The following is a 17,685-nucleotide window of genomic DNA, read 5'->3' on the forward strand; positions in this document are numbered from 1 at the left end:
ATAATAATGAATTTTAAGGGGAAATACTTTTGTGATTAAAAAAAAATTGTAGATTTGTGTTAACCACTAAATAAAAACAACACTATTCTAATGAAAACCGTAATTAAAATTGTTCTCTGGTTATTAGCTATCTTTTTTGGATATATGATTTTCCAATCTGTAAATGGCCCAATTGAGTTTAAAAAAGTAAAACAAGAGCGTTTCCAAGCCGTAATAAATTCTTTAAAGGATATTAGAAGCGCACAAGAGGCGCACAAAACTGTTAAAGGAGTATTTTCTCCTAGTTTTGAATCTTTAGTAAAATTTGTAGATGGAGGTCAATTTGTGCTTACACAACAAAGAGACTCTTCGTACATGGAGTATGACAACAGATTGCAGATTGATGTGCAGAGAGATGTTAAACTTATTGACACATTAGGATTTGTCAGCATTAAAGATTCTTTGTTTAAAGATAGCGACAGGTACAAAACAATGATGAATGTCCCATTTGCTAAAAACAATGAAAAGTTTACAATGAAAACTGACGAAATTGAAAAAGGAGGTTTTATAGCTTCTGTTTTTAAAGTTTCTGTAAAAAAAGACGTTGTTTTATACGATCAACCTAAAGATTTACTAGATAGAGAAAAAGTGCTTAACAGTGTGGAAGAAATTAACGGCGATGAAATTCTCGTTGGTTCTTTAGATGATGTAAGCACGAGCGGTAACTGGCCTCCAATTTATGACAGAAAAGCAAATTAATACTCGTTTAGATTCAACATCTAATTATAAAAAATTGTCCATTCAAATTAGTTTGAATGGACTTTCTTTTTGTATCGTTGACACTATTGACAATACCGTTTTACTCTCTAAAACGACCGTTTTTGACACGGAAGTAACTCCTCTAGAATTAGAGAAAGAACTACTAACCCAGTTTGTAGCTCAAAATATACCTTCGCAACAATTTTCGGAAGTTATTGTTACGCATCGAAATACCTTATTTTGCTTTGTTCCCAAGGCAATTTTCGTTGAAGAAGAGATGTCCAACTATTTAAAGTACAATACGAAGGTTTTAGTAACCGATTTAATAGCGTATGACGAAGTAGAAAACTATGAAATGATAAATGTTTTTGTTCCTTTCGTGAATATCAATAATTATATCTATGATTTATTTGGCGAATTTACCTTTAAACATAGTTCCTCTGTCATTACCGCTTCGCTCTTAAATAACAATAGTGGCAAGGATGTAACTTGTTATGTGTACGCCTCCGAAAACCAAATGGATATTACCGTCATTTCTAAAAAGAGGTTGCTTTTATTTAATAGTTTTGAATACACCACCACAGAAGACTTTTTATATTATTTACTCTTTACCTGTGAACAATTAAACTTAGATCCAGAAACTTTACAACTTAGGCTGTTTGGCGATATTGAAGAAGAAAGCGCTATCTACAAAGGTTGTTATGAGCATTTTAACAATGCCGCTATCTACGTGCCGGACCATACCACATTTCATTTGGGTGATTACACCACAAAAAATATAGATTTCACGCTCTTAAACGCTTTATAATGCGCATCATATCAGGAAAACATAAAAGTAAACGGATAACTGCTCCTAAAAAATTGCCAGTTAGACCTACTACTGATATGGCCAAAGAAGCCCTCTTTAATATTCTAAACAACACCTATTATTTTGAAGATATTAGCGTATTAGATCTTTTTGCTGGCACAGGTAATATCAGTTATGAATTTGCTTCACGTGGTACAGAAAATATTATTTGCGTAGATGCCAATTTTGGTTGTGTAAAGTTTATTAGTGAAACAGCCAAGTCCTTAGAATTTAATATTTCTACTATAAAAAGTGATGTTTTTAAATATTTAGAACGCACCTCAATACAGTCTACCGTGGTCTTTGCAGATCCTCCGTATGACTTGTCGCAAGAAGATTTCTCAAAAATCCCCGCACTGGTATTTCAAAACAATTTACTTACCGAAGATGGAGTTTTAATTGTGGAACATTCCAAGCACACTAAATTGGAAGAATTACCATATTTTTCGTATCTCAAAAGGTATGGTGGAAGTGTTTTTAGTTTTTTTGAAAAAAAATCGGAAGAATAAAAAAAGCAGGTCATAAGCCGGATTCTGTAAAGTTTCTAAAAGAAACTCCTCTATCATTTATCTAGACTTTTAGTTACCCAAAAGTTCAAACCGCCTACCCTTTAGCTTGGGCGTGTACCCTTAAACGCTAATTTACATGGCGTTGCACCGCATAGAGTTTACCTGGTTTCACTACAGCATTACCTGTACATACTTTCTGCTGCACTTGTCCTCGTTTTACAACGGACGGGCATTACCCGCTATGCCTCACTATGGTGTCCGGACTTTCCTCTTTAGACCAACAAAGTTACTCTAAAGCGATAGAGTGACCTGCTCCGTACAAAGGTAAACCAATTGTTGATAAGTAAGGACTTAAACTTTATGAAATACGCCCTAGAATTACTGGGTATTTTTATATTTGTATTGATGTTATCATCAAACTTAAAACAAGATCAAATTTGGAACCATTTGTAGTATCAGCCCGGAAATACAGACCACAAACATTTAAGGATGTTGTGGGACAAAAGGCTATTACAAACACCCTCCTTAATGCCATAGAAAACAATCATTTAGCACAAGCTTTATTGTTTACTGGGCCAAGAGGTGTGGGTAAAACTACCTGTGCTCGTATCCTAGCTAAGATGATTAATTCTGATGGTAAAGATCAGACCGATGAAGATTTTGCCTTTAATATTTTTGAATTAGATGCGGCATCCAACAACTCCGTAGACGGTATTCGGAGTTTAATAGACCAAGTTCGCATACCACCACAAGTGGGAAAATACAAGGTGTATATTATAGATGAGGTACACATGTTATCGCAAGCCGCTTTTAATGCTTTCTTAAAAACATTAGAAGAACCACCAAAGCACGCAATCTTTATTTTAGCCACCACCGAAAAGCACAAAATTATACCTACGATACTTTCACGTTGTCAAATATTCGATTTTAAAAGAATTACCGTAAAAGACGCTGCAGAATATTTAAAATATATCGCAGAGAATCAAGGCATTGAAGCAGATGATGACGCCTTGCATATTATAGCTCAAAAAGCAGATGGCGCTATGCGAGATGCACTTTCTATCTTTGATAGGGTGGTAAGTTTTTCTGGAAAACAATTAACCCGTAAGGCCGTTACTGAAAACTTAAATGTTTTAGACTACGACACCTATTTTGATGCAACAGACTATATTTTAAAAAATGATATCCCTTCTTTATTGGTTTTATTCAATACAACACTAAGCAAAGGTTTTGATGGGCATCATTTTATTATTGGACTCGCTTCTCATTTTAGAGATTTAATGGTCTGCAAATATCCAAATACTATTGATTTGCTAGAGGTTGGGGAAGAAGCTAAAAAAAGATATTTAGAACAAGCACAACAAACAAACAATCCGTTTTTACTCACGGCTATAGACATAGCTAATAGTACAGATCTAAATTACAAGACAAGTAAGAATCAACGGTTGTTAGTTGAATTAGCCTTAATGAAATTAGCCTCTATCAGTTTTGATGGAGAAAAAAAAAACCCTGAATCCCTAGCCTTAGCGTTTCAAACCATTGCACTAATTCCAGCTGCTCACTTTAGTGACCGCAAACCTAGTCCAGATAAAAAACAAGCTGAAGCCTCAAATACAGCCACAGCAAATAACGATTCAACGACTACCGCTCCTACAATAGCCTCTAAAATTGCACCAACTTCCGAAACAGAAATCCAAAACACCACTAAAGAAAAGGAAGAAGAACCGGTTGCAGTTCTAAAAAAATTAGAGGGTATGCCTCCCAAAAGAGTTTCTGGCTTATCCTTATCTAGTTTAAAGGCTAAACAACAGCATAAACTCAATAAAATAGATGTTATTATTGATGAAGATTCATTACCCAATGATGATTTTACAGTAGAAAGATTACAAGAACTCTGGAGTGCCTTTGTTGACAAAATTGAAGCTGAGGGTCAACGTATTTTAGCCTCCAACCTTCATAGTGATGTTCCAAAATTAAAAGAACGGACTATTATTTGTATTCAACTTCCTAATGACACTATGAAAAAAGAAGTTGAACGCGAAAAATATGAGCTTATGGAGCACCTAAAGAAGGAGCTCAACAACCATTTCCTTTCCCTAGAAATTACGGTAAATGAAGAAGCTATAAAAAAGTTTGCATTTACTCCAGAAGAGAAATACAATAAACTACGTGAAAAAAACCCTGTTATAGACCTTTTGCGTCAGGAGTTTGATTTGGGACTATAGGTATTAATTCCCTTTTCTTTTGGTTCTTACCGTAAACAATAACATTACCACACCAACAATTAACAACCCTAACGATTCTCTTGCGTGTTCTATATTATTAATATCACCATTGTCAATGGTAACCCCTTCAAAATCAGCAGGCCAAAACAAATACGCTCCAACCACACAACCAACAAACAATAGTAAATACACTTGGTAGGGTAACTTTTGTAAGACAAAAAGTAGGGCTGCTACAGCAGAAATTATATAGATTGTAATCCAAAGTTCTGGATCTGGATCATTTAATTGTAAATAGGCAGAGACTACGGATAATATTGCAAAAACTACTGCAAATAGTTTAATAAATGTTTTCATACAGCTGATGTTTTTCCTTAAAATACGTCAATTTTATACAATCTAAAACTGATTTTGATCATAAAATAAAATGTTGCTCTTATTAATCTTCCAAAACATAGTGTTCTAATATCCCATAAACATCGGTTCCTAACAAGGGTTTATCTAATGCTACAGCTTCTGTATTGCTTATAAAAACAGGATAATCTTCTTCACTTTCTGGCAATCTTCCATGCGAACCTTTAATTAAAGTAGCATCTATCGGGATAATATTCATTACCGTTCTAAAGCCCATTTTCTTTTTCAACAATTTCCAGATCACCTTAGGCATTAACAATTTATCTTTGGGATCTGTGTGCATTTCCACCGGATCATAGCCTGGCTTTTTGTGAATATCTACCATTCTTGCATAATCGGGTGCCTTAGCATCATCCAACCAAAAATAATAAGTAAACCATGAATTTTTATCTGCCACAACCACAAGATCACCACATCGATCATGACTTAGATTAGCAGCTTTCAATTCGTCATCATACAATACCTTCTCAACCCCTTCCATATTTTTTAATACAGAAATTACTTTGTCTTTAACCGATGGATCGTTCAAATAAATATGTGCTATCTGATGATCTGCAACAGCAAAAGCCTTGCTAATACCAGCATCTAGCAATTCTAGCCCTCTTTCTTCCCGAACTTGTAGATACCCTTCTTTTCGCAGTATTCTATTTAAGTGAATTGGATTATTTACATTGGTAATACCGTATTCAGACAATAAAACAATAGTACAATCTTGTTTTTGGTAATAGGTCACCAACTGCTCTACTACTCCATCAATCTCCTGTAAGTCTTTAGAAATGATATTAAAATCTAATCCATAACGTTGTAAGTTATAATCTAAATGTGGCAAATAAACCAAGCTTAGCGTAGGGTTGTGCAACACATCTGTTTTAATGGCAGCATCTGCAATCCATTGGCTGGATTTAATCGTTGTTTTTGGTCCCCAAAAATGGAACAAAGGAAAGGTTCCCAATTCCTTTTGCAAGGTATCTCGTAATTCAGGCGGTTGCGAATAGCAATCCGGTATTTTTCGTCCGTCTGCCAAATAGTTTGGCCTTGGGGTTACACTATAATCGGCCGTAGAATACATATTGTACCACCAAAAATGATTGGCACAGCTAAAATTACTGTCTTTTTCTTTTAAGGCATCCCACAGTTTCTTGCTTTCTACAAGCTTGTTGGATTGCCTCCAAAACTTAACTTCACTCTCATCTTTAAAATACCAGCCATTGCCCACAATTCCGTGTTCAGAAGGCCATTTTCCAGTAAGATATGTAGATTGGGCTGCGCAGGTTACTGCTGGCAACACTGGTTTTATAACCGTAGATTTACCCTTCTCTAAAAACGATTTAATAAAGGGAGTATGTTCTCCAATGAGTCGTTTTGATAATCCCACAACATTAAGTACAACTGTCTTCTTCATACTAATCAATTAAAATTTTTGTAATAACCAATTTAGTTCCCTGCTAATGGATTTATCCAAAGGTATCTTTAAATTTTTAGGCAATACCTCCCAAGTATAGGTTTCTACCTCAATATGATTGCAAATAGCGTCCCTTTTAAGGTACTCCATCACTTTTAAAATTTGATCTTGGGTGGACAATAAATTATCAAATGCTTCTAGAAAAATAGGCACATGAAAATGAGCTCTTAGTTCCGTATGCTCTTTTTTCTGTTCTAAAATGATGGGCAAATCGTTATACACGGTAACAACTCCATTTACTTTTTCAGTGACTTGATGCAAATAGGTTTCCTCATTAAAATTGGATAATGATTGCCAAATAGCATCATGTGGTTTATCGTCAAAAATAATTTTTAAAGCAGAACTAACTTGAATTTTTCCCACTTTAATGTTTGCCTTTTTAAGTTTTAAGAAGGTATCTTCTGGTTCTTCGTAAGCCAATGAAAAATGGCATATATCGTAACAAATAGTAATGTGCCTATAAATTAATTCCTCTGCTTTAACCTTAGAAATTCCAGATTCCTTTTGCACTATTTCACCTGCGATTGGCAATAAATACTCTTGATAGAATGAAAGGAATTCTGGGGTATTTTCTAACATTCCATCTGGTTCTGGCTCTATATCCAAATGTAGATACTTCCCTGTTGTGGCTTCTAGCTTGCTTAGATGCATTACAATAGAAGCTAAATTTTTAGCACCTATTTCCAATACTTTTACCTTATCGTCTTCAGATGCATGCCAATGTTTATAGCTTATAGGAGAAGTAGAGATTCCTCCCTCTTGTTCTTCAGGCAATAAAAAAGCCAATTGATCAAACAATCGTTTTGTATACACTACTCGATCATTGGTTGTCCAATCTGGCGCGTGTACCATATCTTTTACAATTTCGTTATGAAAATTCCCATAGGGAAATCCATTCATTGTAAAAACATATAAGCCGTTGGCATCTAACCAATGTTTAAACTGAACCAAGGTATCACCCAATTGCAATTCCTCACTAGCTTTATTAGACAGGCGCAACCCCAAACCAAAAGGAACAGCTGCCGCTACTTCTTTTTTAATGGTTGGCACAAATTCTTTTAGATTTTTTAGGGTAACCTCCCAATTTTCACCTCCGTGAATATTGGTGCAATAGGTATAATGAAAGGTATTATTTACAAGCATTTTTAACTATACTTTTTCAGTTATTAGGGTTGGCAACATGGTTATGGCTTGTTTCATAAGATCCATATCAATAGTATGTACATCGCATTTAGAACCTATTTCAGAAATCAGCGTAATTGTTAATTCACCACCTAAATGCTCCCTGAATTCTTCAATACCGCCCAATAATTGGGTTAATTCCGAATCATCTTTTAAAGGTACTTGTAAGCTAAAACCAACCTGTTTCAAAACTTCTAAAATTGATTTTAAAGTATCTTCACTAATAAAATTAATAAGATAAGCATAGGTTAGATCTATAGCCATACCAATAGCAACCGCTTCTCCGTGGCGCAATTGGTATTGGGTCATATATTCTAATTTGTGTGCTGCCCAATGTCCAAAATCAAGGGGACGTGAAGAGCCACTTTCAAAAGGATCACCGCCTTGTGCGATATGTTCCATATGCAATTGTGCACATCTATAAATTAGATACTGCATACTTTCTTTGTCTTTTTGAAACAAAGCAGTTGCATTTTTTTCTATAAAAGCAAAGAATTTTGCATCGCGAATTAATGCCACTTTAATAGCTTCTGAAATACCAGAAATCCAATCCCTATCTTCTAATGTATCTAAAAAACTGCTGTCGTTTATAATTGCGTAAGGCGGGGCAAAAGTTCCCAAAAAGTTCTTTTTACCAAAGATGTTTACGCTATTCTTTACACCTACTGCAGAATCGTTCTGAGACAGTACTGTGGTAGGAATCCGAATTAATTTCACGCCTCTATGCGCTATGGCAGCTGCATAACCAACCATATCTATGACCGCTCCGCCACCGATGGCAACCACAAACGAATGCCTACAGATTTTATTATTATCGATACCCTGTAATACCCCATCAATAAAGCCTGTACTATTTTTACTTTGCTCTCCTCCTGGAACAATAGCTATACTTGTAAATTGAATGGTTGCAGCGTAATGCTTACAATAGGTCTCTATTTGATTTACTAATTCAGAATGATGTTCAGCTACGCCACTATCCAAAACAAAAAAAACTTTTGTTGCTCCTTCTGGTTTATAGGATGACAATATAGACTGAAACAATTTATTTTCTACCGAAAACAACTGTTCTGTAAAGTGTAATTTATAATTGTACGCCACTTTAAAAGACTGTACAATAGGTTCATTTAAATTCATTGGAAAAAAACTTTATGTTACCGCGAAAAGCCGGGATAAAAACATGGATAAAGGTAATAACAAGATAATTAAAATACCCATAAAGAAATGTGAAAATCCTACGGCAATTGTCGCATCTAAAATAATAAGAGATAACACCCCACCCATTACTGCCTTTTTTATGTTTTGCGGAGAATTGACTTTGTAGGCATTTCGTAATGGCCTAAAGATTAAAAAGGCCAAAAGTGCTAAAAAAGGAAGTGTTTGTAAAATATTTTCTGTTTTAAAAAAAACAAAACCAGCTATTAGTCCTAAAACCAAAGCATACAAAACGCCTGCAAATACAATATGACTTTTATTATCACCATGCACTTCACCTTTACTAATCAGTGTTATGGCCGCGATATAAATAACAGGAATTATAGTGAATTCTAGGCTGTGTACTGTACCCAAAATACTTATCCCTAACAAGAGGTTTAATCCTCTACATATTCCCATATTAATAGGGCCTAGCACCAGTTTATGCTTGGCGTAATAATCATAAGAAAGTATAAAAATAGTTAAGATTACAGCAATGCTACCCGATAAATTACTCACTGTATAGGCAGAAACAATTCCTGTTAGAAGTAAGATACTTCCAAAAATTGCAGCCGACTTCAACGGAATTAATCCGCTTGGAATTGCTCTTTCCGGGCGTTCAATTTTATCCAATTCAAAATCAAAGACATCATTTAACACCACACCTCCTGCATACAACATAACAGACGACACTATGAGCATTAAAGGATCTTGGGTAAATAGAAAACCAAAATTAGAACTAGAAAAATCGGCGAAAACACCAGCTATTGCCATACCTGCAAAAATATCGGCTGCGGCGGTTGGTAAGTTCGCAGGGCGCATTAAGCTTAAATACCCTTTGAGGACTGCGTTCATTTACACTATTTTATCGTTGTCTATTTTTGGTGCCTGCCCGCGTAATACACTATTATCATTAAATAATTGTGACTGGTCAACACCTCCTTCTCCCAACCAATGAGATTCTTTCATTTTACCATTCTTACCAAAGGCATCCAATGCGTTTTGGTAACATGTTTTAACAACATCTTCCTTAGTAATACCACTGCGAAGCATTAAACCAGCAGTTTTAGGTACCGCTAAGGCATCACTAACACCCCAATCTGCAGAACTATCTACAATGATATTGGTACTGCCGTATTGGCGTACAACTTCTACCATGCGTTCGTTTCCCATTTTAGTTTTAGGGTAAATTGTAAATGCTGCAATAAACCCTCTGTCTAGAACCTCCTTAACCGTTTCTTCATTATTGTGATCAATAATTACATTGCTTGGGTCTAAGCCATGTTCCAAACAAACTTCCATACTTTTAATAGTACCTGCTTTTTTATCTCTATGCGGCGTATGAATTTGAACTGTCATACCAAGTTCCTTTGCCAAGTCTAACTGCATTCTAAAGTACTTATCTTCTGCTGCCGTTTGGTCATCATAACCAATTTCTCCTATGGCTACAACATTCTCCTTATGCACATATAAAGGCAATAACTCAATTACTTGTTCAGCCAAAGCCTCATTGTTTGCCTCCTTAGAATTTAATCCAATGGTACAGTAATGCTTTATTCCAAATTGACTCGCCCTAAAAGGCTCCCAGCCAACCAAGCTACTGAAATAATCTTGAAATGACCCCACCTGTGTTCGAGGTTGCCCCAACCAAAAAGAAGGTTCTATTATTGCGACTACTCCAGCCGCTGCCATTGCTTCATAATCATCCGTTGTTCTAGAAGTCATATGTACGTGCGGATCTATAAACATCATTTTATCTTTCATTTTTCATCAATCTTTTAGCGTGTCCCAAGTTAATTTATTTTCTTTCAATTGTTGTAACAAGCTTGGGTATTGTTCTAACATTTTTTGAGCTTCAACTTTATTAGAGTTATAGCAGCATAGTGCCGCTGCTTTATTCTCTTCTTTATTTTTACTTTTTAATAATCGCTGCATATCATCGGCAAGTACTCCCTCAATATAGTTACTTACTGGACGCCAAAAATAGGGGTTTATTGCTCTCCCTGCAGCCCAGCGTTCATGCGCATAATCAGATATAATTCGCGCTAAATCTTTATTTGCTTTTGAATCTATAGAATGGAACATTGTTAAATCCCGATCCATAAAAGCGGCCTTTAAAAACATTTGATTCCATTGCTGGTCGTCAAAATACAAGGCAGGATACGGGTTGTGAACATAAATTGCATCAAAAACAGTTGCAATATTGGTGCGCAAAGCATCAACAGCAACAAATTTGAAATCTTCAGCATTGGGCAACAATACCAAAAACTTGAGAAAAGTCTCTAATTCACCAGTGTCTGCAACTTGAATAATATTGGCCACCTTATCTTTAAAAAACTCTGGATTAGATTCTAGCACACTTGTTAACAGGTAAATGCGAGCAATTTGTTGTAGGTTGGCTTTTTGCAGTTCTAAATACGACTGCAACTCAACAGCATCAATATTTAATTCTAAAGAATCCCCTAACTTAAATTTAGACGCTATTAAACTATAGGTCAGGTATAAGTCTTTGGTAGACGTTTCTGTTACTATCTTTATTATTTTAGACTGCAACCACTCCGTATGTTCTTCCGCTGCATTTTTTTGTATAATTTGTAATAATTGGGTCTTTGTATTTTTCATTATCGATTTCTAAGTACAAATTGTATTTGCATTGATATTCTTAATATTTAAGATAAAATGAATCCGCGTTAGCCACATATTGGCCTTTGTCTTCTTCATTTTTAAAAACTACAAAAAGTGCGCTTTTAGCTACCGTAGGTTTTACAACAACCGTATAATTCTTTAACGCATTCTTATTCTTATCAAAATATTCCACAGCAACAGTGCCTATTAAATTACCGTCTACAGCACCTTCTCTAAACTCTACCGTACCTTTATAGTGATAATTTTTATCAAAAAAAGCTGAGAAATTAATCTTCTTTAAATCTTGAAGGACAACCTTATTAAATTTCAAAAAAGAATTATGTTTTAAGGAACCAGCCAAACCTTTACCCTTGGCGCTCCAAGTTGTTACCCCATTACTTTTTTGATTGGCCTTCTCTGCCTCTAAAATTGGTGCCTTAATAACCACTTGCTTTTGAATTGACAATTTAGAATCTGCTACTTTTTCATTCCCTTCATCTAAATAACTGGCTATTAAAACATAGATGCCATTATCATTTTTACCTACATGCTCCTTAAATGTATAGGTTCCTTTTAACGGCAATACTTTTTGCGATTTATTTTCTTTAGCATCTAAGCTTAAAATGTAATCTACAATATAACTTACTTCATCAGTTTTTAACTGTGGATGAGCAGACATCATTGCTTCTCCCCAAACACCTGAACCACCTTTTATTATTTTTCCTATAAGGTAGTTTTTATCTTTGTCGGTATACTTCTTGGCAATCTCTAGATAACTTGGTCCATTTACTTTAATTCCTTCTGCATGGCAAGCGGCACAATCGGTAGCGTCTATAAGTTGCTTTCCTTTAGGCACCGTATTTTGTTGATGTCCTATTGTTGCCTTTACCATATCTTTTCCTTCAGGAATATAGTCAATGGTTACTTTTACCTTGTCGGCACTTATACTGTTATCTGCAGTTGTACCATCTTGTGCATCTGTTACAATAACATTATAATTGACCTTACCATTATCACTGTAAAGTTTTTCTGATAAGTCAATTTCTATTTGCATCTCTGGCGCATCATTTCCAACAAGTATTTTTGTATTAGTTTCACTAATTTGGCCTGCTTTATCCGTTACTTTTAGCTTTACAGTATACAAACCATCAGTAGTAAATGTGTAATTTGGATTGGCCTCCGTACTTTGTACTTCATTCCCATCAAAAAACCAATTGTAGATTAGATCATCTTTATCATAATCTATGGATGCCTCACCTGAAAAATCGACTGTTAAAGGAGAAGATCCTACAATTTTATTTGCTGTAATTTTAGCTATAGGCGCACGGTTACCTTCTATATATGAAATTCTGTTTAAGCGTGCATCCATATTTTGGGTATTCCAACTTTGTCCATATTCCAAAACATATAAATTACCATCAGAAGCAAATATCATATCCATTGGATGAGAAAATTTATCATTTTCCATAAATGGATCTGCTTTTACATAATTTTCATTTTCATCCATTGAAACAACATAAATCCAATCGCGCATCCATTCATAGGCAATAAACTTACCTTCAAAATACGATGGAAATGTAGGGACACCTTCTGCAAAGTCTGCCTTTCTAAATACAGGTCCTCCCATAGGGTTTACGCCTCCTTTTCCCAACCACGGAAACTCTTCAGAAGCATCGTAAGAAAACCAGATCATGGATTTTTGTGCTGGGGGAAGTTTTTGAATGCCAGTATTGTTGGGCGAATCATTTATTAGATTGTTAGGATCAAACTTTGCCCCAGAAGTATTTGTAGTGAAATTATAATCGTTATACACCTGATTGTTACCACGAGTATAAGGCCACCCATAATTAGCTGCGGATCTGGCTTGATTAAATTCTCCCATTCCTTTAGGTCCTCGGGTATCATTGTCTTTCCCAGAATCTGGACCAACATCACCCCAATACACATATCCAGTTTCACTATCAACAGTTAAGCGAAATGGATTTCGTAATCCCATCACATAAATTTCTGGTCGTGTTTTAGGAGTTCCTTCCGGAAATAAATTTCCTTTAGGAATGGTATACGTACCATCATCTTTTAGTGATATTCTTAATATTTTACCTCTTAAATCATTAGCATTACCCGCAGATCTCTGGGCGTCCCAAGATTCCCGCCCTTCTCGTTCATCTATAGGCGCAAAACCATTAGAAGCAAACGGATTGGTATTATCTCCTACCCCAATAAACAAATTACCATCTGGACCAAATTCTAATGAACCACCACTATGGCAACAACTCTCTTCTGTTGGTATTGTCAATATAATTTTTTCGGAAGCCATATCTAGAACATCATCCTTAAGTGTAAATCTAGATATGTGTTGTTGGATTTTTCCATTATTGGTTGCATAGAACAAGTAAATCCAATTGTTTGCAGTGTAGTTTGGATCTACCGCAAGACCTATAAGTCCGTCTTCATTGTGGTAACGAACATCTAGCTGTGCTATTACCTTGGTTTGTTTGGCTGCAAAATCATATAATTTTATTGCACCTCTCCGTTCTACAAATAAAATGCCTCTCCCTGGAAGCTCATCCAATTCCATAGGCTCATTCAAGTTAAAATCTAACACCTCTCTATGAAACCTATTTTCTTCAGGAATACGTTCAGTAACAACTAAATCGTAGTTTAATTTATTATTTCCTATTGTGTACTTAATCCCTTCATATAAATGACTTAGAAATTTAGGGTTCTCAAAAGTTTCATCTGTATGCCCCATCTCTGTATAAAAAGCTCTTCCCCCATCATAATCGTGATACCAAGAAATTGGGTGGTGTTCTCCATTTTTACCACCTTCATAACTATTCTCATCAATTTCTATTAACACATTAATATCTGGATTGATATCTTTAAAATTGTACCATTCATCAAACTTTTGCCAAGTATCTCCCAACATTTTAGTTGAGCTATGGGTCTTATCTACAATATTTAAGGTTGCTTCTTGTTGATGAGGATGACCTAAAAAATAGGCGCCAACTAATTTGTTATACCAAGGCCAGTCATATTCCGTATCTGTAGCCGCATGTACCCCTACAAAACCACCTCCAGCTTGAATGTACCTTTCAAATTCTGCCTGTTGTACATCATTGAGAACATCTCCAGTAGTATTCATAAAAACTACTGTAGCATATTCTTTTAAAATGTCTTCTGTAAAAAATGTGGCATCTTCCGTGGCAACAACTGTAAAGTTATTCTCTTGTCCCATTTTTTCCATCGACGCAATTCCAGCCTCTATAGAACCATGTCTAAAGCCAGCAGTTTTACTAAAAACTAGTATTTTTTCTTCCTTCTTTTCACAGGATAAAAATAAGGTAAAGACCAGTAGTATTAAGGTCGACTTAATTATTTGATTCATCATTTTATTTATTTATTAACGGACAGCTAATTTTTTAATTATCTTAGTTTTTTATACCTAAAGGCGACTAATTTCTATGCAGCTTATATACCCTTCAATCTATTAAATTACCAGCGGTTATTGAGCCATTTGTTTCTATTTTTTATGCCCCATAGCATATTTTATCCCCTCATAGAGATGTTCTAAAAATTTAGGATTTCCAAAAGTCTCATCGGTGTGACCCATCCCTGTATAAAAAGCCCTTCCACCATCATAATTATGATACCAAGACATTGGATGGTGTGCTCCATTTTTACCACCTTCATAACTGCTTTCATCAATTTCTATAAGCACATTAATATCTGGATTGATATCTTTAAAGTTATACCACTCATCAAACTTTTGCCAAGTATCGCCTAACATTTTGGTTGAACGATGTTTTTTATCTACTATAGTTAAGGTAGCTTCTTGTTGCTTTGGATGGTTTAAAAAATAGGCGCCAACCAATTTATTATACCAAGGCCAGTCATACTCTGTATCAGTAGCGGCATGTACACCAACAAAACCACCTCCAGTTTTAATGTAATTTTCAAATGCTACTTGTTGTGCATCATTTAAAATATCACCAGTTGTGTTTAAGAAAATTACTGCTGCGTATGTTTCTAACACATCTTTTGTAAAAAAAGCGGCATCTTCTGTGGCTACCACAGTAAAATTTTTCTCCTTACCCATTTTTTTTAAGGATGCAATTCCTGCTTCTATAGCTCCATGCCTAAACCCTTCAGTTTTACTAAAAACCAATACTTTATCTTCTTTCTTTGTAAAGGAACTAAAAATTGCAAAGAGCAATACTAATAGTAGGGAAGTTTTCATCGTTTTATTCATAATTCTGTATGTTGGATTGAATTTATTTCATCGCATTTAAGCTTACCAAATTAATTAAATTTAATGCAATGAAAAAATGATATCTAAGAACAATTTCTGTAAAGGTTAATTCAGAAAGTTTAAACCGAAAACAAATATGAATTTCAATACTAAATTTACAAAACCACAAAATCACTATCACCTTAAATACCAATGAATTACCTTAACTATCATTGCTCTAGATAAAACATCTAATAGAGATGAATCGCTATTTCACAAATCAGATCATTTTGTGACAAATTTTTAATTTAGCATTTTAGAACACACGATTTGTGTTACTTTTAAATTTTTAAATTAAAAACTAAGCTAAACTTTATGAAAATTAAACTCTCATTGCTATTCATATGCATGTCTGTTGGACTATTTGCTCAAGAGCAACTATCATTAGACAATATGGATAGTTTTAGAAGCCAAGCCGGCAATTGGAAAATTGTTGGGAATGTACTAGTAGATAGAAATATTGACGTACACGCTAATGACATTACCCCTGAAAATGACACAAAAAAAAGAAAAAGAAAAAACAAAAAAAAGCTTGCAGATATCCCAAAGCCAGTTTCTATAGAAGAAGGTAACGGAATTTTATTTAACAATTATAATGCAGCACAGAAAGACCATCTACTAACAAAGTGGGAACACGGTGACCTAAAGCTAGAGCTAGAAGTAATGATCCCTAAAGGATCTAATTCTGGTATTTACTTACAAGGCAGGTATGAATTACAGATTAAAGATAGTTGGGGCGTTAGTTTACCTAAGCATAATGATTTGGGTGGTATACACCGAAACTGGGAAGAAGAACCATCCAAAATATTTAGAGGCATTGCTCCCATTTCTAATGCTGCAAAAGCCCCCGGTTTATGGCAAAAACTTTCCATTCATTTTCAAGCTCCAAAATTTAATGCCCAAGGAGATAAAATTTCAAATGCAAAATTTGTTTCTGTAGAATTAAACGGGATTCAAATACACAATAATGTAGAAGTGCCATTGCCAACAGGTGGACCAATATCTAAAGAGGAAACTACCAGAGGGCCTTTATTAATACAAGGAGATCATGGGCCAATGGCATTTAAAAATATTAAATATCAATTATTGCGAGATTCCGATGTAGAAATTACATCTCTAAAATACAAGACCTACAAAAACATCTTCAAAGGACTGGAAGATATTGACACCAACGAATCTTCCTTAGAAAAAGAAGCTGAATTCATTGACATTAATGTTGTTGATGAAGAAGACAATTTAGGGATTCAATACACTGGAATTCTAAACATAAAGGAACAAGATGACTACACAATATCAGTGGGCTATACTGGAGGTATTGATTTTATTTTAGATGGAAATTCTATCCTTAAAAAGAATTCACCAAGTGACCAAGGCACTTTAAACGCTACAGTAGCCTTAGCACCAGGACAACATCCATTTACTTTAACAAATATAAAATCGGCTGGTTGGAGAGCCCCGCGACTAGGCCTAACTATTAAAGGTAGCAACACTAATCCAAAGAAGTTTCACACCTTAGATTCCTATCCACCTCTCGTTAATTCAGTGTCGCCAATATATGTAGAAGCAGCAGCTAAACCTGTTTTACTTAGAGGTTTTGTAAATTTTAGAGGTAATGAAAAACGCCTATCGCATACCATTGGAGTTGGAACTCCAGAGGGTTTAAATTTTGTATATGATTTAGCTGCCGCTAATATTATTGGCGTTTGGCGTGGAGACTTTGTAAATGCCACCCCTATGTGGCATAGCCGTGGTAACGGATCCTTTACCCCGAAGGGTGCTGTACAGTGGACTTTTTTAAGTAGACCCGTAGCAGCACTTAATACCATGCAAACCGCTTTCCCAGAAACAGCTAGTTCAGATTTTAAAGCCTTAGGATATGCTATTGCGGCAAACACAGGACTACCCGTATTTAAAAGTGAATACAAAGGTGTTACGATCGAAAACACAATTACACCATCTGAAAACAACACACATTTTATCCATGAAATAAAATTCGCGGATGTAGCGGCAACAAATTGGTACTACAAAATTGCTTCTGGCAACATAACATCTTTAAAAGATGGATCGTTTGCCATAAACAATCAAGAGTATTACGTACAGGTATTATCTGGACAAAAAGCAACAATAAGAACCATAAATGGAACATCAGAATTAATAATTCCTGTTGATGGTAGTACTATTAATTATGAAATAATTTGGTAATA

General features: G+C 35.1%; 14 protein-coding genes and 1 other RNA gene. 5 read left to right on the plus strand and 10 right to left on the minus strand.

The features are described 5' to 3' along the window. The first annotated feature begins 90 nt into the window (after nt 1-90). The 3 genes from MWU65_RS06980 to MWU65_RS06990 are packed head-to-tail and all read left to right on the plus strand — an operon-like array spanning nt 91 to nt 2,094. The gene (locus MWU65_RS06980; protein ID WP_247076478.1) at nt 91-738 is read left to right on the plus strand and encodes a hypothetical protein; all 648 of its coding nucleotides are present in this window, start codon (nt 91-93) and stop codon (nt 736-738) included. Beyond that, nucleotides 719-1,546: a DUF3822 family protein gene (locus MWU65_RS06985; protein ID WP_247076479.1), complete on the plus strand. Its 828-nt coding sequence runs from the start codon at nt 719-721 to the stop codon at nt 1,544-1,546. The genes MWU65_RS06980 and MWU65_RS06985 overlap by 20 nt, the downstream gene beginning before the upstream one ends. After that, nucleotides 1,546-2,094: an RsmD family RNA methyltransferase gene (locus tag MWU65_RS06990; RefSeq protein WP_247076480.1), complete on the plus strand. Its 549-nt coding sequence runs from the start codon at nt 1,546-1,548 to the stop codon at nt 2,092-2,094. Before MWU65_RS06985 ends, MWU65_RS06990 begins: the two co-directional genes overlap by 1 nt. On the opposite strand, the gene rnpB is transcribed toward MWU65_RS06990, so the two are convergent. Further along, nucleotides 2,093-2,410: RNase P RNA component class A (rnpB, locus tag MWU65_RS06995), an RNA gene on the minus strand. The genes MWU65_RS06990 and rnpB overlap by 2 nt on opposite strands. A 121-nt stretch (nt 2,411-2,531) precedes the next feature. Here rnpB and MWU65_RS07000 point away from each other — a divergent pair. Next, nucleotides 2,532-4,319 (plus strand): DNA polymerase III subunit gamma/tau, encoded by a 1,788-nt coding sequence (locus tag MWU65_RS07000; RefSeq protein ID WP_247076481.1) that lies wholly within the window; start codon nt 2,532-2,534, stop codon nt 4,317-4,319. A 3-nt stretch (nt 4,320-4,322) separates the two neighbouring features. On the opposite strand, the gene MWU65_RS07005 is transcribed toward MWU65_RS07000, so the two are convergent. From MWU65_RS07005 to MWU65_RS07045, 9 genes are all read right to left on the minus strand, one after another. Continuing rightward, nucleotides 4,323-4,673, minus strand: a complete 351-nt coding sequence (locus MWU65_RS07005; RefSeq protein WP_247076482.1) for a transmembrane 220 family protein — start codon at nt 4,671-4,673, stop codon at nt 4,323-4,325. A gap of 82 nt (nt 4,674-4,755) precedes the next feature. After that, nucleotides 4,756-6,132 (minus strand): nucleotide pyrophosphatase/phosphodiesterase family protein, encoded by a 1,377-nt coding sequence (locus MWU65_RS07010; protein WP_247076483.1) that lies wholly within the window; start codon nt 6,130-6,132, stop codon nt 4,756-4,758. 9 nt (nt 6,133-6,141) lie between these two features. Continuing rightward, nucleotides 6,142-7,335: a metabolite traffic protein EboE gene (eboE, locus tag MWU65_RS07015; protein WP_247076484.1), complete on the minus strand. Its 1,194-nt coding sequence runs from the start codon at nt 7,333-7,335 to the stop codon at nt 6,142-6,144. Nucleotides 7,336-7,341: 6 nt separating this feature from the next. Further along, nucleotides 7,342-8,508 carry a 3-dehydroquinate synthase gene (locus MWU65_RS07020; RefSeq protein WP_247076485.1) on the minus strand — a complete coding sequence of 389 codons (1,167 nt, stop codon included), beginning with the start codon at nt 8,506-8,508 and terminating at the stop codon, nt 7,342-7,344. A 12-nt stretch (nt 8,509-8,520) separates the two neighbouring features. Continuing rightward, nucleotides 8,521-9,420 carry a UbiA-like protein EboC gene (eboC, locus tag MWU65_RS07025; RefSeq protein WP_247076486.1) on the minus strand — a complete coding sequence of 300 codons (900 nt, stop codon included), beginning with the start codon at nt 9,418-9,420 and terminating at the stop codon, nt 8,521-8,523. Beyond that, nucleotides 9,421-10,329, minus strand: a complete 909-nt coding sequence (locus MWU65_RS07030) for a TatD family hydrolase (protein ID WP_247076487.1) — start codon at nt 10,327-10,329, stop codon at nt 9,421-9,423. It lies immediately after the preceding gene. A gap of 6 nt (nt 10,330-10,335) precedes the next feature. Further along, nucleotides 10,336-11,187, minus strand: coding sequence for an EboA domain-containing protein (locus tag MWU65_RS07035; protein ID WP_247076488.1), 852 nt, complete (start codon nt 11,185-11,187; stop codon nt 10,336-10,338). 40 nt (nt 11,188-11,227) lie between these two features. Then, the gene (locus tag MWU65_RS07040) at nt 11,228-14,581 is read right to left on the minus strand and encodes a ThuA domain-containing protein (RefSeq protein ID WP_247076489.1); all 3,354 of its coding nucleotides are present in this window, start codon (nt 14,579-14,581) and stop codon (nt 11,228-11,230) included. Nucleotides 14,582-14,713: 132 nt separating this feature from the next. Next, a complete protein-coding gene (locus MWU65_RS07045; RefSeq protein ID WP_247076490.1) occupies nt 14,714-15,430 on the minus strand; it encodes a ThuA domain-containing protein in 717 nt (238 codons plus the stop codon). A gap of 366 nt (nt 15,431-15,796) precedes the next feature. Between MWU65_RS07045 and MWU65_RS07050 the strand changes: the two genes are divergently transcribed. Continuing rightward, the gene (locus MWU65_RS07050) at nt 15,797-17,683 is read left to right on the plus strand and encodes a DUF1080 domain-containing protein (RefSeq protein ID WP_247076491.1); all 1,887 of its coding nucleotides are present in this window, start codon (nt 15,797-15,799) and stop codon (nt 17,681-17,683) included. Nucleotides 17,684-17,685 lie beyond the last annotated feature (2 nt).

Origin of the sequence: Cellulophaga sp. F20128, from assembly GCF_023015805.1 — a bacterium.
Taxonomy (GTDB): Bacteria; Bacteroidota; Bacteroidia; order Flavobacteriales; family Flavobacteriaceae; genus Cellulophaga.

What these genes read in the sequence shown, in the direction of transcription:
- eboC (WP_247076486.1), bottom strand. Translation starts at nt 9,420, where the DNA reads ATGAACGCAGTCCTCAAAGGGTATTTAAGCTTAATGCGCCCTGCGAAC.
- MWU65_RS07010 (WP_247076483.1), bottom strand. Translation starts at nt 6,132, where the DNA reads ATGAAGAAGACAGTTGTACTTAATGTTGTGGGATTATCAAAACGACTC.
- MWU65_RS06980 (WP_247076478.1), top strand. Translation starts at nt 91, where the DNA reads ATGAAAACCGTAATTAAAATTGTTCTCTGGTTATTAGCTATCTTTTTT.
- MWU65_RS06985 (WP_247076479.1), top strand. Translation starts at nt 719, where the DNA reads ATGACAGAAAAGCAAATTAATACTCGTTTAGATTCAACATCTAATTAT.
- eboE (WP_247076484.1), bottom strand. Translation starts at nt 7,335, where the DNA reads ATGCTTGTAAATAATACCTTTCATTATACCTATTGCACCAATATTCAC.
- MWU65_RS07045 (WP_247076490.1), bottom strand. Translation starts at nt 15,430, where the DNA reads ATGAAAACTTCCCTACTATTAGTATTGCTCTTTGCAATTTTTAGTTCC.
- MWU65_RS07030 (WP_247076487.1), bottom strand. Translation starts at nt 10,329, where the DNA reads ATGAAAGATAAAATGATGTTTATAGATCCGCACGTACATATGACTTCT.
- MWU65_RS07035 (WP_247076488.1), bottom strand. Translation starts at nt 11,187, where the DNA reads ATGAAAAATACAAAGACCCAATTATTACAAATTATACAAAAAAATGCA.
- MWU65_RS06990 (WP_247076480.1), top strand. Translation starts at nt 1,546, where the DNA reads ATGCGCATCATATCAGGAAAACATAAAAGTAAACGGATAACTGCTCCT.
- MWU65_RS07005 (WP_247076482.1), bottom strand. Translation starts at nt 4,673, where the DNA reads ATGAAAACATTTATTAAACTATTTGCAGTAGTTTTTGCAATATTATCC.
- MWU65_RS07040 (WP_247076489.1), bottom strand. Translation starts at nt 14,581, where the DNA reads ATGATGAATCAAATAATTAAGTCGACCTTAATACTACTGGTCTTTACC.
- MWU65_RS07050 (WP_247076491.1), top strand. Translation starts at nt 15,797, where the DNA reads ATGAAAATTAAACTCTCATTGCTATTCATATGCATGTCTGTTGGACTA.
- MWU65_RS07020 (WP_247076485.1), bottom strand. Translation starts at nt 8,508, where the DNA reads ATGAATTTAAATGAACCTATTGTACAGTCTTTTAAAGTGGCGTACAAT.